The organism is Methylobacterium sp. E-046 (assembly GCF_022829625.1).
GTDB lineage: Bacteria > Pseudomonadota > Alphaproteobacteria > Rhizobiales > Beijerinckiaceae > Methylobacterium > Methylobacterium longum.
The window spans coordinates 17,589-30,710 of record NZ_JAKSYP010000073.1; the positions used below are offsets into that span (position 1 = coordinate 17,589).

Sequence of the window (13,122 nt, forward strand, 5' to 3'; positions counted from 1 at the left end):
CCGTCATTGGCGGATTTCCATGGCGGCGCGCAGGCCGTCCGAGAACAGGTTGAAGGCGATCGAGACGACGAAGATGCACACGCCCGGCAGCGCGGCGACGACCGGATTGACGTAGATCGCGGTGCGCAGGGTGTTGAGCATCAAGCCCCATTCGGGCTCCGGCGGGCGCACCCCGAGGCCCAGGAACGAGAGGCCGGAAGCCAGGATCATCGAGACCGAGATCAGGCTGGTGGAATAGACGAAGATCGGTCCGACGACGTTGCCCAGGACCTGCACGCGCATGATCGTCAGGGCCGAAGCCCCCGACAGCTTGGCGGCGTCGATGTAGTCGCGGCGGCGGATGCCGGTGGTGACGCTCTCGGCCACCCGGGCGATCTGAGGGACGAACACGAAAGTCAGCGAGACGATCGAGTTGAAGATTCCGGCGCCGAGCGCCCCCGACAGCGCGATGGCCAGCAGGACGGAGGGGAAGGCGAAGAACACGTCGATGGTGCGCATCAGGATCGTGTTGGTCCAGCCGCCGACGTAGCCGGCCAGGACTCCGATCCCCGACCCGATCACGAAGGCGATCAGCACCGGCGTGACGCCGATGAACAGCGACAGCCGCGCGCCCAGCATCAGGCGGCTGATCATGTCGCGGCCGAGTTCGTCGGAGCCGAGCCAGTAGGTGGCGTCGCCCACGTGCTTCAGGCGGCGCAGCATCGAGCCCTTGTAGGGATCCATCGGGGTGATCCACGGCGCCAGGATCGCCACGATCACGACGAGCAGGATCACGGCGCCGGCGCCCATGGCCACGGGGTCACGGACCAGCCGGTGCCCGACGTGACCCCAGAATCCGCGCGACGAGACGAAGGCGCCTTCCGGTGCCGCGTCGTCGGCGGTGAGCAGGCCGCCGTCGAGGGCCATTGAGGCGGCGGTGACGGGAGCGGTCATCATCGTCCTCCGGTTCAGGCGCGCTCGATGCGCGGATCGAGGGCGGTCTGCATCACGTCAACCAGGAGGTTCAGGACCACGAAGAACATCGCCAGCACGAGGATCGAGCCCTGGAGCAGGGGCAGATCGCGCTGGAAGATCGCGGCGTTGAGGAGGAAGCCGGTGCCGGGCCACGCGAACACGGTCTCGACCAGGATCGAGCCGCCGAGGAGGTAGCCGAGTTGCAGGCCCATGATGGCGAGCGCGGTCGGGGCGGCGTTGCGCACCACGTGCCGAAACACGCCGCGCTCATCCAGGCCCTTGGCGCGCAGGGCCTCGACGAAGTCCTGGGACAGGATGTCGGCCACCAGCGCCCGGACCGTGCGGGCGATGATGCCCATCGGAATCACCGACATCGTGACCGCCGGCAGGATCAGGTAGCGCAGGTGGTCGAAGTCTGGCCGCCAGTTCCCGGAGCCGTCAGGCCCGGCGCCGGTGGGCGGCAGCCAGCCCAGCGTCGCCGAGAACACGATCACCAGCACCATGCCGAGCCAGTAATGCGGCACGCTCACGCCGAAGACCGAGAGCGCGGACGCCGCCCGGTCGGCCAGCGAGTTGCGATGGTAGCCCGCCACGAAGCCGAACAGCGTGCCGAAGGTGAAGCCGATCACCGTCGCCACGGAGGCGAGGATCAGGGAATTGACAACGGCGCGGCTGACCTCACCCAGCACCGGGCGTCCGGTGGCGATCGAGATGCCGAGATCGCCGTGCAGCACGTGCCAGAGCCAGATCGCGTACTGGACCGGCAGCGGCTTATCGAACCCGTAGGCGGCGCGCATCTCGTCGATGGTGGCCTGGGTCGCGTCCGCCGGCAGCACCGCGCTCAGCGGGTCGCCCGGCGCGAGGTGGACGAGGAGGAAGCAGACCACGCTGACCCCGAACGCCACGGGCGTCACGTAGACCAGTCGTTTGAGGATGTAGAGCAGCATCGCTTGCCTTGAGCTCGAAGAATACGACGTGGCGTCAGACCTCCCCTCCCCGCCGGGAAGGGGAGAGACATGGCGGCGCTATCGTCCCGCCGTCGCGATGGTAATCTTCGAAAAATCCTGGAACCAGTTCTGCGCCTGGACGAAGCCCTTCACCTTGGGGCTCATGGCGCGCGGATTCACGTCGTGGGTGATCATGACGAACAACGCATCGTCAACGTACTTCTCGTGGATCTTCTCCAGAACGCTGGTCTGCTCAGCCTTGTCAAAGGCGTTGCGCGCCTGGTCGAACAGCTTGTCCATCGCGGGATCGCAGTAATAGCCCCAGTTCGTGCCGTTCGGCGGAGCGAAGTTGCACTGCAGATGCCGGATGAAGCCGGTGAAGGGATCCTGGATGAAGTACGAGTAGTTGATCGCCGAGACACCGCGGGAGATGTCGGCCTTGGCGCCGGCCCGCCAGATGTTGATCAGCGTATTCCATTCCACGACTTCGTAATCGACCTGGATGCCGACCTCGGCGAGGTTCTGCTGGACGAACTCGTTCATCGGCAACGGCTGCATCTGGCCGGATCCCGAAGCCGAGATCGCGACCTTCAGCTTCAGCGGCTTCGCCGGACTGTAACCCGCTTCGGCGAGCAGCTTCCTGGCGGAATCCGGATCGTACTTCACGTCGAAGGTCGGATGGCCGAACCACTGGTGACCGGGAGGCATGAAGCCCTTGGCGGGGATCGCGAGACCGCCGAGCAGCTCCTTCAGGCCGTCGCGGTCGATGGCGAGATTGGCGGCCTTGCGCACGCGGACGTCGTTCCAGGGCGAGCCCTCGACCCGCGACAGGTGCCATGTCCAGTTATGCGGATAGGCATTCGTCACGATGGTGAAGCCCGCGCCCTTGAGAGAGGCGACCGAGTCCGGCGCGGGCGCCTCGATCCAGTCCACTTGGCCGGAGCGGAGCGCAGCGGTGCGGGCATTCGCTTCCGGCAACGGGATGAGCACGAGCTTGTCGAGCTTCGGCACGCGGTTCGCGTCCCAGTACTCCTTGAACGGCACCATCTCGGCGCGCTCGCGCGGTGCGAACAGGGTGAGTTTCCACGGACCTGTGCCCGAGGGCTGCTTGGCGAAGGCGTCCCAGGATTTGCCGAGCTTCTCCCACTGCGCCGGCGACGACATCATGATCCAGGCGATCTGGTAGGGCAGCGTCGCGTCGGGGGCCTTGGTGATGATCTCCACGGTGAGCGGATCGACGACGCGGTAGCTCGCGACCGCCGGGATCCGGGTCTTCCCCTGAGCGGATTGGCGCGGATCGTATTGTGGCGCGTCGGCCTTCAGGAGCTTGTCGAGGTTCCAGACCACGGCGTCGGCGCTGAAGTCGGAGCCGTCGTGGAATTTCACCCCCGGCCGCAACTTGAAGGTCCATTTGGTCTTGTCGGCGGCGTCGACGCCCCAGCTGGTGGCGAGCCCGGGCACGAGATCGGAGGCGAGCTCGGCGCTCGACAGGTCCCAATTGATGAGTCCGTCATAGACCGTGTAGCCCAGGAACCGCATGCCTTCGCCGCCATTGTCGGTCTGGCCGGTGGTCAGTGGGATGTCGGAGGCGGTCATGCCGATCCGCAGCGTCCCCTGCGCGAGCGCAGCGGTGCTGGCGGAGACAACCAGGGCACCGGCGAGCGCGAGACGAGCGCCGAATTTGGTCAGGCTGAATAACATCTTGGATCGGGTGTCCGCGTTCGTCCGGCCCAGCTGGCCCGGAATACACGCGACCCTATGCAAGGCCGCGGCCAAACCGTTTGCCGGGCCCGCGCCGGGCTGCCCGTGCTCCGCGTCGCGCGCCTAAGCGATGTCGATGAGGCTCACGTGGGCGGCGACGACGCGCCAGCCCTCCGGGCAGCGCACCCAGGTCTGGCTCTGACGGCCGATCTTGCCCGGAGTGGAGGGCCGGGTGAACAGGGTCATGGCGGTGGCGAAGTCGCGCCCGTAGGTCGTGATCCGGGTCTGCGCCAAGGTGCGCTCCAGACCGACCGGCGCGCGCGCGCGGCGGAAGGCGCGGATCGCGTCCATACCGTAGAGATTTTCGCCGATCCCGTACCGGATCGTCAGCGGCGTATCCCGAAACAGGGCTTCCAGAGTCGGAACGTCGTTGGTGGTGAGAGCAACCTCGTATGCCTGGAACGCCGCCTCGACTTCGGCTCTCACGGCGGGATCGTCGACGATCATCGGGCAAGCTCCGCCACGGGCGCCGCGCAGGACCCGCTCGTTTCGAGGTAGCGCGCAACGCGCAGGGCCAGATCCTCGCGCCAGGGGGCGACGATAACCTGGACTCCGAGCGGCAGGCCGGCGTCGAGCCAGACCGGCACGGCGACGACGGGCAGGCCGATGAACGAGATCGGCTGCGTGAACAGACCGATGTTGGGCCGTAGCGGCAACGTTGTGCCGTCCAGGACGAAGTGGGTCTGGCCGCCCTTCGGAGCCCGGCAAGGCGTGGTCGGTGCCAGGATCACGTCCACGCTCCCGAACAGGTCGAGCACCGCGTCGCGGTACCAGCGACGGAAGCGCTGCGCCTGCTCCACATGGGGTGCCGGGATCATCGCCCCGGCGATCAGGCGGTCGCGAACCGCGGGGTCGAAATCCTGCGGACGGGTGCGCAGGCGTTCGAGATGGAGCGTCGCGCCCTCCGCCGCGGTGATCAGGTAAGCGGCGGCCCGGGCTCGGTGCGCCTCGGGCAACTCGACGGTCCGGCGCGCACCGAGGGTGTCGGCGATTTGCGCCACCGCCGCGAACGCGTCGGGATCGCCGCCGCGGGCGAAGTAGCCACCCGCCACGGCGATCCGCAGGCCGCCGGGGCCACCGTCCAGCCCCGGCAGGACCGGATCGGGCGGGCGCGCGGTCGCCACCGGATCGTCCGTGTCCGGTCCCTGCATCGCGTCGTAGGCGAGGGCCAGATCAGTGACGCTCCGCGCCATCGGGCCGAGATGGTCGAGGCTGCCGACGAAGGGAAAGCTTCCGGCGCGGGTCAGCCGGCCGTAGGTGGGCTTGAGGCCAAAGCATCCGCAGAAGGCCGCCGGAACCCGAATCGACCCGTTGGTGTCCGAGCCGAGGGTCAGCGGCACCAGTCCGGCGGCCAGCGCTGCCCCCGAGCCCCCGGAGGAACCGCCGGTCATGTGGTCGAGGGCGTGCGGGTTGTGGGCGTCGCCGTCATGGACGTTCTCGCCGGTGAAGTCGTAGGCATACTCGCCCATGTTGAGGGCGCCCAGCAGGATGGCTCCGGCCGCCTCCAGGCGTCGCACCAGGGCGCCGTCGCGCGCGGCCGGTGTACGGTCGCGGTTGATCTTCGAGCCCGCCCGGGTCGGCAGGCCCGCGATGTCGATCAGGTTCTTCACCGCGAACGGCACGCCGGCGAGCGGCCCGGCAGGCACGCCTCCGCGGATGGCGGCGTCGAGCCGGTCGGCGCGCGCCAAGGCCCGGTCGGCCAGAATATCGGTGAAGGCGTTCACGCGGCCGTCGAGGCGTCGGATCCGGTCGAGGGCTTCCGCGACCACGGTCCGAGCGCTGCTGCGCGCAGCACCGACATCGGCCGCGATGGTGGCTGCGTCCGCAGGGGCCGTCGCGCTCATACTTCAAATCTCGGTGCGGCATCCAGGCCGTCGCAGGGTGGGCCCCCGTTCACCAGTTCGGCCGCTGCGGCCAGAACCCGAAGGTTCGCGGTGATCGCCGGCATCCACGTCGGATCGAGCTTCAGCGCGAGGAGTGCGGACATGGCCGCCGCGTAGGCTTCGGGATCGAAGGGGGACGTAGCCTCGGACATCGCGATCCTCAGAAGCGTCCGCGGGGGCGGACGGGTGGGTTTTCCGAAGCAGGCCTCATGCCGGACCCGACAACCCCCGGCGCGAACCGGTGTGCCTGTCCAACAGGCAAACGTCACGGTGAGCCAGCCGTCGCCGGTCCGGCCCATCTTGCCTACTTATTAGGCCGACGGAGAGCGGAAAATCGGTTGTGCGGATGCCCTGGCGGGGACCCGCGGCGGCACGAGCCTTTCGCGCGTCATAACGGGGATGCCGTGAACAGCGTGAGGCCCGGCCCGGTGAAGGCGGTGTCGCGCTCCGATGCCGCGCTTGCAGGTCAGCCTTGTCTTTCGTGAAGATGTGGGAAGATCACTCGTCCCCAGTCGACCATGACCCAGCTTCGGCGGTGCCGGTCTATTGCTCGAACCTGCCTCGGCCGCGCACATTGGGAGATGTTGATCGTTGCGTCGACCTTGTCGCTTCCCGGTGCGAACCCTATTTTCAACCTCCAGGCAGATGCGGTTCACGCGCCTGCGGGATCGCCACCGGTCGGCCATCATGATCGACCGGCTGAGGTTTTTCGGCATCGTTCGGTGAAACTCTCACAGAGATGAGCCGGTTTGTCGCTCTGCCAGCGGTCCACGTGCGCTGCAACGATTGCATATGGGTCGAAGCTGCGGTTATGGGCTTCGCATAATCAAGACGTGGTCCGACCCGAGCGCTTTGGCGTGGGCCGAGCGCTGGGGTCGGATCACCGGCTTGGCCGGTGGATCGGTGCGGTTTCGGGGTCCGGGGACGGCGTCGAAGCCACAAGACGACTGATAGAAACTGTCCTCGCAACACATTCAACGCTTGCAACTGAGAAAGGTCAGATGAGCGCATTCGACTACAGGAATTTCGACGATCGTCGTCAGAACTCCCAGAATGCCAAGGCCGCCCTGCTGGCCAAGTTCAAGGCCAGGCCGCCGTCCGACGATCCCGAGGTGATCGCCAAGGCCAAGGCCCGCGCCGAGGTCACCAAGGCGCGCGAGGAGCGCACCCGCGAGCGGGAAGCCGCCCGCATCGCCGCCGAGCGCCAGGCCGCGGAAGAGAAGCGTCAGCGCGAGGAGGCGGAACTCGCCGCGCAGATCGCGCGCGAAGCCGCCGAACTCGCGGCCGCGCAGGAGCGCAAGTCCGCCGAGCTGGTCGCCAAGAAGGCGCAGCGCGACGCCCGCTACGCCGCGCGCAAGGCCAAGGCCAGCAAGCGCTGAGCGCTGCCGGAGCCGACGCAACTGCGAAGACCGGAAGACGCCCGCCCCTCAGGCGGGCGTTTTCGCGTCCGGCGCGTCGGCTCCCGGGCAACCAGCGTGCCCAGCGCGGCGTTGGGAGCGACGGCGAAACCGGTTCCGTCCGTCGCTTTCAGGAGGACGAGATGCTGTCTCGAACACGTCTGGCGCTCGCCGTAACGGCTTTGGCCTGGGCCAATGCCGCATCGGCGCAGGATGCTGCGGCCGTGACCGCGTGCGATACCCTGATTGCCGCCCGCCGCGTCGATGCCGCCGCCGGCTCGGGCCAAGCGCCTCCCGTGGAGGCCGATTGCCGTCGCGTCCCGCGAAGCCGAATCGGGCCTGTCGAGCAACGGGCGCTGATCGGCGGCGCGCCCTACGAGTGTATGTCCGTCGTCGGGGGCGGTCGGTGTCTCTGGGTCGTACCCTGAGGGGACTCGGCGCAACCAGCAGTTTGACCAAGCTTCACGGCTGACCGGGATGCACTATGTCTGCGGTTCGATCAGCGAGGACCGCGCTTCAGCATGCCGAGTATCCGGGCGCGGACGCGCCTTTGCGTATCGATCGTGTCGGGAACGTTGATCGGGCTCGTGCTCTCCGGCAGTCCCGCGCGCGCGGAGCCGCCGATCCGCAGTCCTGAAGACGCGGCCTGCCGTCTGGAAGCCCGCGCCAAGGTGTTCTCGGCGCCCAATCCGCACGGCCTGGAACTCGAGCAGATCGGGCGCCAGATCTATTTTGCCTGCATGAGCAGGCTCGGCCAGCGCGAGGCACGGCCCGCGAAGCGCTCCAGCCGGCGGCGCGGTCATCGGCATCGGCGGCGCTGAAGCGCCGCCGGCCCGCTCAGGCGTCGAGTGGCGCGCCGATCCGGGCGCGGAGCTGTAGGCGGAGGCGATCGTCCCCGCCCTCGGCTTCGAGGGCTGCCATCAGGCGCAGGAGCTGACTGAGCGGGGTCGACCGGCTTCCGATGGCGTCCGCGATCTGCTCCGGTAGGGACTTCGAGCCGGGGATGAAGCGCCGTGCCGGGCCGGCGAGATGAGTCTGGGGCATACGAGGCGCGCGTCCTTCGAGAAGATCCAGATTGGCGGGCGGGTCGCTACGCCTTTCGATCGCCCTGCACCAGCCCCTTTCTCATATTTGCGTAGCCGGCATCAATCTCCGTCACCGCGCTGCAACAGCCGGGACGGAAACTGTGGATGATGAGCGCTGTGCGGTGGAAAGTGCTTTCCCGTCGCGCTTCTCACGCCGCCTCCAGCGGGGACCTCTCGAACCCGTCGAGGAGGTCCTGCGGGTCCCTGAAGATCGCCACGCAGCCCGACGCCGACAGGTCCGCCTCGGGGAATCCGCCGCAGAGCAGTCCGATCGTCGGCAGGCCGGCCTTTCCGGCGGCCTCGGCATCGTAGGGCGTATCACCGATCACGTGGATCGTGTCGCGGGTGCCGCTGTTGAGCTTCTTCAGGGCCGCCTCGAAGATGTCGGGATGCGGCTTCGAACGATCCGCGTCATCCGAGCTGGTCGCGACGTTCACCAAGTCGCCGATCTTGAGGATCTCGGTGTAGCGCTCGACCTCGGTGCGCTTGCCCGAGGAGGCGAGCGCGATCGTGAGACCGGCCGCCCGGATGCGCTCGAACAGGGGGCGGACGCCCGGAAACGGTCGCACCTCCGGCAGGTATTTTTGCTTGAACAGGTCGGAGCGGTAGGCCTCGATCGTTTCGCCCTCACGCTCGATCCGTGACTTCGGCAGGAACACCGGCATCAGCTCGTCACCGCCCTTGCCGATCTGACGGCGGACCTCGGTGAAATCGGTCTCGACGCCGAAATGTGTGAAGGCCTCGACCCAGGCCCGTGCATGTAGGTCGACGCTGTCGAGCAGCGTTCCATCGATGTCGAAAATCGCCGCGCGCATCCCAGCCTCCTCGCGGTGCAGGGCGCCCGCATCAGGGCATTCAACCGGGCGGCGGCGTGCCTGTTCCCATCGCTCCCCTGCCCCGGAACGACGGAAGCCCGCCCCCGGTCGGGGGCGGGCTTCCGGAGATCGCGGGGGCGCCGGAGCGCCGGCGCGTCAGTGCATCGCGGCGGGCGTGCGGGTGGGCTTTGCCTTGGCGGCAAGGCCGGCCGTAACCGCAGCCTTGGAGGCCCGGGCGGCCTTCGGCGCGGTCGGCTTGGCAGTCTTGACGGCTGCAGCAGGCTTGGTGGCCTCGGCCGCCGGAGCGGCAATCTTGGCCGTGACGGCCTTGGTCGTGGCAACCTTGGTCTTCGCAATCTTGGTCGCAGAAGCCTTCGCGGCCGGCTTGGCGACCTTGGCGACGTTCTTCGGCGCAGCCTCACCGGCTGCCAGCGCGACGTTGGCGCGCAGCACGGCCTCGGCGCGGATCCAATGGGCCGCGGCCTGCCCGTGAGTCCGGCCCTCGGCTTCCCAGATGTAATAGGCGCACTCGCGCACGTTCTGCTCGCTGATCTGCATGCGGTCGATCTCCTGTCCGTCCCGCCGGCGACGATCGGAGCACGGAGTTAAAGAGGGGTTAACCGTGACGGGGGCGCCGTCCTCCCTCGCCCGCAATCGGGACGCGGCGCTGGGCCTTGTCCAGACGAGCCCGGTCGCCGGAGCCACCGGCTGGGCCGCTGGATCCGGTGCCGCGCCGAGAATCCGTGCACTGGCTCGCGGGCGTGCCGGCAAGAATACCGTCAGGCCGAAATCCCGAGCACGCGGCGTGCCTCCGTCAACAGCACCGCGTGCCGTGCCGCCCCGGGACCCTGGTCGGGCGCTTCCCGGCCGGCCCGGGCGATGATGTCTTGGAAGTTGCGGCGATCAAGGGCGCGCTGGCTGATGCTCGCCAGGACCGCGTTCAGCACGATCCGGACCGCCTCGGTGCGCTCGTCGGCGGTTGCCACGGCCTCCGCACCTGCCGCACTCGCGCCCGCTGCGTCGTGGTCGGCCGCCGCATCTGCACGGCTTCGCGCGTCTTCGAGGTCCGCCGCGAGGCGGCGTGCCTCCTGCCACGTAGTGTCGTGCTGATGCGTGCGCAGGGCCAGCAGGACCTTGAGCGATGCGGCCTCCGCTTGGGCCGCGTCGAGCTTGGCCTGGGTCTCGCGGAGGTCCTCGCTTAATCTTTGCGCGAGCGTCTGGTCCCCAGTCACGTCCACGTCCAGCTCCTGTGCCACCTCGACCCCGCCCGTCCTGTCGCGCTCCTCGGCGAATGTCCACTCCGTGGTCGCGGGCGCCAGGTTGAGAAAATCCGGGTGGCGGTCCACATGGAAGGTGGCGCCGCGGGGCGCCTGTCCCGGCCGGCCTTGAACCGGCGCAGTGGAGTTTGCCCAGCATGTTTATCCAGACCGAAGCCACGCCGAACCCGGCGACCCTGAAGTTTCTGCCCGGACGCGTGGTCCTGTCCGAATCGACCTTCGAAGCCCGCGATGCCGAGGCTGCCGGCCGGTCACCCCTCGCCTCGGCGCTGTTCGCCGTTCCCGGCGTGTCCGGCGTCTATTTCGGGCACGACTTCATCTCCGTCACCAAGGCGGAGGACGGGTCCGAATGGGCCCAGGTGAAGCCGGCCGTGCTCGGCGCGATCATGGAGCATTTCCAGTCCGGTGCACCCGTGATGGCGGAAGGCGGTGCCGGCGCTATCGAGCCGGGTGACGAGTTCTACGACGAGGCCGACCACGACACCGTGGTGACGATCAAGGACCTGCTGGAGACGCGTGTGCGCCCCGCCGTCGCCGGCGATGGCGGCGACATCACTTTCCGCGGATACAAGGAAGGTGTCGTCTATCTGGAGATGAAGGGTGCCTGCTCGGGTTGCCCGTCGTCGACCGCCACGCTTCGGCACGGCGTACAGAACCTGTTCCGCCACTTCCTGCCGGAGATCCGCGAGGTCCAGGCGATCTGAGCCGCCGCCGGGACGAGGCTCGCCAAGGCCTCGTCCCCGAACCAAGCGCGCGGCGGGTCCCGGTGCGCTGGCGTTCGGCTTCTTTCGTCGCGGCGCACCGGGCGGCGCAGGCTTCTGAGAGGGCACGCGGCCGGCAGTCTCACCCACCCCTCGCGCCGTCCCGAGGAACGGTAAGCCGGCGCACCCGCAAGACGCGAAACGCGCATCGTATTCGTGGAGCTGCCGGCTCGATTGAGAAGTAAAAATCCTCAACTATGCGTCGATTGTTGCTTTGTTGATCAGTATTTAAAATTTAATTCTGAATAGTTGCGGTAAAGTCGATGGTCGTCTGCGAATGCCATCGGCAAACAACTTGGCGTGAACTTCGGACGGTGGGCTTGACGGGCGAGGACGCTGCGACCTTCGATGGCGCATCGATCCCGGAGATCCGCATGGGCTTGCTGGCGCGCACGAGCATCCTCACGAAGCTGCTGTTGATCAACCTGACCATCACGGTGATCGTCGGCAGCTGCATCTGGTTCGCACAGGATCGGATGCTGGCCGTCGACGCGACCTACACGGTGCTGCTGTCGCGTGACGCCAAGGCGGTGTCGAACGTGCGCCGTAGCAATCGGCTGAACAACACGCTGACCTATCTGGTCTACCGGATGATCGCCGAGCCGGAACGCGAAACGGTCCGCGAGGTCGCCGCCACGTTCGATGTCGCGGTCTCCGAGATCCGGGAAACGCTGGCCGAGATCGCCCGCCAAGTCCCGGTCCTCGCCGATCAGGTCCAGGCCCAGCGCGCCCGGATCGAACGCTTCATCACGCATGCCACCGAGGTGCGCAGCCTCGCCATCGACGGCGAGAAGGCGGCGGCCTTGAGCTGGGCGCATGCCGAAATCGATCCGCTCTTCAAGAAGCTCGGCGTCGAAGGAGCACGGCTCGGGGATGCCATCGGAGCCAGTATGGACAACCTGTCCGACACTCTGACGATGCGGACCAACGCGACGCGCTACACTCTGATCGGGTTCGGCGCCCTCGGAACGGTGATCGGCCTCGTCTGCGCCCTCGCGGTCTCCACGATCGGGATCACGCGTCCGCTGGGTCGGCTCGTTTCCGTGCTGCAGCGCATGGCGCGGGGCGAGATCGCGGCCGAGATCGCGGAGGCGCGCCGCGGCGACGAGATCGGCGCGGTCGGCCGGGCCGTGGAGGGCATCAGGGCCATGGTGGCGCAGAAGGCTGCCGAGGACATCCAGCTCCGGCATCGTGCCGATGAGGCAGCGATCCTGGAGCGGCGGCGCACGACGGTCGAGCTCGCCGACCGGTTCGAGCAGGCGGTCGGCGGCATCGTCGCCCAGGTCTCCGGTTCGGCTGCGGATCTGCAGGCGACGGCCGAAGCCATGACGCACGCCGCCGTCGAGGCGAGCAGCCGATCGGGCGCGGTGGTGACCGCCGCCGAGGAAGCGGCCTCCAACGTCGGCGCGGTGGCGGCGGCCACCGAGGAACTCGGCGTGTCGATCCGTGAGATCGGACGCCAGGTCGTGGGCTCGTCCAGCCTCGCCCGGCAGGCGGTCGGCGAGGCGGAGGCCGTCGCCCGGCGGATGGAAGCGCTCAACGGTGTGATGACGAAGATCGGCGACGTGGTCGGCCTGATCGCGTCCATCTCCGGGCAGACCAACCTGCTGGCCCTCAACGCCACCATCGAGGCCGCCCGGGCCGGCGAGGCGGGCCGGGGTTTCGCGGTGGTGGCCGGGGAGGTCAAGGAACTCGCCGGCCAGACCGCGCGGGCGACCGACGAGATCGCCGCGCAGATCGGCGCGGTCCAGGATGCGACCGGCGCGTGCGTGAGTGCGATCGGGTCGGTCACGGGTCGCATTCGCGAGATCAACGGCTTGGCGGCGAGCATCGCGGCGGCTGTGAAGCAGCAAGGCGCGGCGACCCAGGAGATCGTCCGCAACACCGCCCAAGCGGCGGGCGGAACGGACGAGGTGACCCGCCACATCGCCGGGGTCGCGGAGGCGTCCGGGGGGGCCGGTGCGGCGGCCACGCAGGTGCTGGCATCGGCCTCCGCGCTGGCGCGCCAGTTCGATGAACTGAACGGTGAGGTCCGGCGCTTCCTCGACGCGGTCCGCGCCGCTTGAGCGCAACCGCCATGGCCGCGCCGGACCGGCGCAAGCGGGCAACACTCCACTGGCGATGAACCCATCGCCGGCGCCCTGCCGCTGACGCGACGGCCGATTTGCTTTATCGATCGAGGCTCTTCGCGTCCTTCGGGGGCGTCAAGGAGGTAACGGCCGGTTCGAACCGGCGGGTGGGA

At 68.3% G+C, this 13,122-nt stretch carries 14 protein-coding genes; 4 read left to right on the forward strand and 10 right to left on the reverse strand.

Features of this window, described 5'->3' with window-relative positions; all coding sequences use genetic code 11:
* Nucleotides 1-3: 3 nt before the first annotated feature.
* The 6 genes from MKK82_RS04700 to MKK82_RS04725 form a co-directional block, all read right to left on the reverse strand.
* Entirely contained in the window at nucleotides 4-933 is a 930-nt protein-coding gene (locus tag MKK82_RS04700) for an ABC transporter permease (protein WP_238290085.1), read from the reverse strand.
* Between the two features lie 14 nt (nucleotides 934-947).
* Complete coding sequence (locus tag MKK82_RS04705) at nucleotides 948-1,901, reverse strand: ABC transporter permease (protein ID WP_238290087.1); 954 nt, start codon at nucleotides 1,899-1,901, stop codon at nucleotides 948-950.
* Nucleotides 1,902-1,979: 78 nt separating this feature from the next.
* On the reverse strand, nucleotides 1,980-3,602 hold the full coding sequence (locus MKK82_RS04710) for an ABC transporter substrate-binding protein (protein WP_238290088.1): 1,623 nt from the start codon (nucleotides 3,600-3,602) through the stop codon (nucleotides 1,980-1,982).
* A 123-nt stretch (nucleotides 3,603-3,725) separates the two neighbouring features.
* Nucleotides 3,726-4,109 carry an oxalurate catabolism protein HpxZ gene (gene hpxZ / locus MKK82_RS04715; protein ID WP_238290089.1) on the reverse strand — a complete coding sequence of 128 codons (384 nt, stop codon included), beginning with the start codon at nucleotides 4,107-4,109 and terminating at the stop codon, nucleotides 3,726-3,728.
* Nucleotides 4,106-5,506 (reverse strand): AtzE family amidohydrolase, encoded by a 1,401-nt coding sequence (locus MKK82_RS04720; RefSeq protein WP_238290090.1) that lies wholly within the window; start codon nucleotides 5,504-5,506, stop codon nucleotides 4,106-4,108. Before MKK82_RS04720 ends, hpxZ begins: the two co-directional genes overlap by 4 nt.
* Complete coding sequence (locus MKK82_RS04725) at nucleotides 5,503-5,697, reverse strand: AtzG-like protein (protein ID WP_238290091.1); 195 nt, start codon at nucleotides 5,695-5,697, stop codon at nucleotides 5,503-5,505. Before MKK82_RS04725 ends, MKK82_RS04720 begins: the two co-directional genes overlap by 4 nt.
* A gap of 849 nt (nucleotides 5,698-6,546) precedes the next feature.
* On the opposite strand from MKK82_RS04725, the gene MKK82_RS04730 reads away from it, so the two are divergent.
* Nucleotides 6,547-6,924 (forward strand): DUF6481 family protein, encoded by a 378-nt coding sequence (locus MKK82_RS04730; protein ID WP_238290092.1) that lies wholly within the window; start codon nucleotides 6,547-6,549, stop codon nucleotides 6,922-6,924.
* 539 nt (nucleotides 6,925-7,463) lie between these two features.
* Nucleotides 7,464-7,763 carry a hypothetical protein gene (locus tag MKK82_RS04735; protein WP_238290093.1) on the forward strand — a complete coding sequence of 100 codons (300 nt, stop codon included), beginning with the start codon at nucleotides 7,464-7,466 and terminating at the stop codon, nucleotides 7,761-7,763.
* A 16-nt stretch (nucleotides 7,764-7,779) separates the two neighbouring features.
* Here MKK82_RS04735 and MKK82_RS04740 read toward each other — a convergent pair whose 3' ends face one another.
* The 4 genes from MKK82_RS04740 to MKK82_RS04755 form a co-directional block, all read right to left on the reverse strand.
* Complete coding sequence (locus MKK82_RS04740) at nucleotides 7,780-7,986, reverse strand: hypothetical protein (RefSeq protein ID WP_238290094.1); 207 nt, start codon at nucleotides 7,984-7,986, stop codon at nucleotides 7,780-7,782.
* 190 nt (nucleotides 7,987-8,176) lie between these two features.
* Nucleotides 8,177-8,842, reverse strand: coding sequence for an HAD family hydrolase (locus MKK82_RS04745; RefSeq protein ID WP_243984789.1), 666 nt, complete (start codon nucleotides 8,840-8,842; stop codon nucleotides 8,177-8,179).
* Between the two features lie 156 nt (nucleotides 8,843-8,998).
* The gene (locus MKK82_RS04750; RefSeq protein WP_243984791.1) at nucleotides 8,999-9,400 is read right to left on the reverse strand and encodes a DUF2934 domain-containing protein; all 402 of its coding nucleotides are present in this window, start codon (nucleotides 9,398-9,400) and stop codon (nucleotides 8,999-9,001) included.
* Between the two features lie 221 nt (nucleotides 9,401-9,621).
* Nucleotides 9,622-10,188 carry an atp-dependent helicase gene (locus MKK82_RS04755; protein WP_238290098.1) on the reverse strand — a complete coding sequence of 189 codons (567 nt, stop codon included), beginning with the start codon at nucleotides 10,186-10,188 and terminating at the stop codon, nucleotides 9,622-9,624.
* 68 nt (nucleotides 10,189-10,256) lie between these two features.
* On the opposite strand from MKK82_RS04755, the gene MKK82_RS04760 reads away from it, so the two are divergent.
* Both MKK82_RS04760 and MKK82_RS04765 read left to right on the forward strand, forming a co-directional pair.
* A complete protein-coding gene (locus tag MKK82_RS04760; RefSeq protein ID WP_238290099.1) occupies nucleotides 10,257-10,823 on the forward strand; it encodes a NifU family protein in 567 nt (188 codons plus the stop codon).
* 431 nt (nucleotides 10,824-11,254) lie between these two features.
* Nucleotides 11,255-12,946, forward strand: coding sequence for a methyl-accepting chemotaxis protein (locus MKK82_RS04765; RefSeq protein WP_238290176.1), 1,692 nt, complete (start codon nucleotides 11,255-11,257; stop codon nucleotides 12,944-12,946).
* Nucleotides 12,947-13,122: the final 176 nt, after the last annotated feature.

Bases quoted from the DNA above. Each gene is read 5' to 3' on its own strand.
- MKK82_RS04700 (WP_238290085.1), bottom strand. From the start codon at position 933: ATGACCGCTCCCGTCACCGCCGCCTCAATGGCCCTCGACGGCGGCCTG.
- MKK82_RS04745 (WP_243984789.1), bottom strand. From the start codon at position 8,842: ATGCGCGCGGCGATTTTCGACATCGATGGAACGCTGCTCGACAGCGTC.
- MKK82_RS04760 (WP_238290099.1), top strand. From the start codon at position 10,257: ATGTTTATCCAGACCGAAGCCACGCCGAACCCGGCGACCCTGAAGTTT.
- MKK82_RS04740 (WP_238290094.1), bottom strand. From the start codon at position 7,986: ATGCCCCAGACTCATCTCGCCGGCCCGGCACGGCGCTTCATCCCCGGC.
- MKK82_RS04725 (WP_238290091.1), bottom strand. From the start codon at position 5,697: ATGTCCGAGGCTACGTCCCCCTTCGATCCCGAAGCCTACGCGGCGGCC.
- hpxZ (WP_238290089.1), bottom strand. From the start codon at position 4,109: ATGATCGTCGACGATCCCGCCGTGAGAGCCGAAGTCGAGGCGGCGTTC.
- MKK82_RS04765 (WP_238290176.1), top strand. From the start codon at position 11,255: ATGGGCTTGCTGGCGCGCACGAGCATCCTCACGAAGCTGCTGTTGATC.
- MKK82_RS04730 (WP_238290092.1), top strand. From the start codon at position 6,547: ATGAGCGCATTCGACTACAGGAATTTCGACGATCGTCGTCAGAACTCC.
- MKK82_RS04720 (WP_238290090.1), bottom strand. From the start codon at position 5,506: ATGAGCGCGACGGCCCCTGCGGACGCAGCCACCATCGCGGCCGATGTC.
- MKK82_RS04710 (WP_238290088.1), bottom strand. From the start codon at position 3,602: ATGTTATTCAGCCTGACCAAATTCGGCGCTCGTCTCGCGCTCGCCGGT.
- MKK82_RS04750 (WP_243984791.1), bottom strand. From the start codon at position 9,400: ATGCAGATCAGCGAGCAGAACGTGCGCGAGTGCGCCTATTACATCTGG.
- MKK82_RS04705 (WP_238290087.1), bottom strand. From the start codon at position 1,901: ATGCTGCTCTACATCCTCAAACGACTGGTCTACGTGACGCCCGTGGCG.
- MKK82_RS04735 (WP_238290093.1), top strand. From the start codon at position 7,464: ATGCCGAGTATCCGGGCGCGGACGCGCCTTTGCGTATCGATCGTGTCG.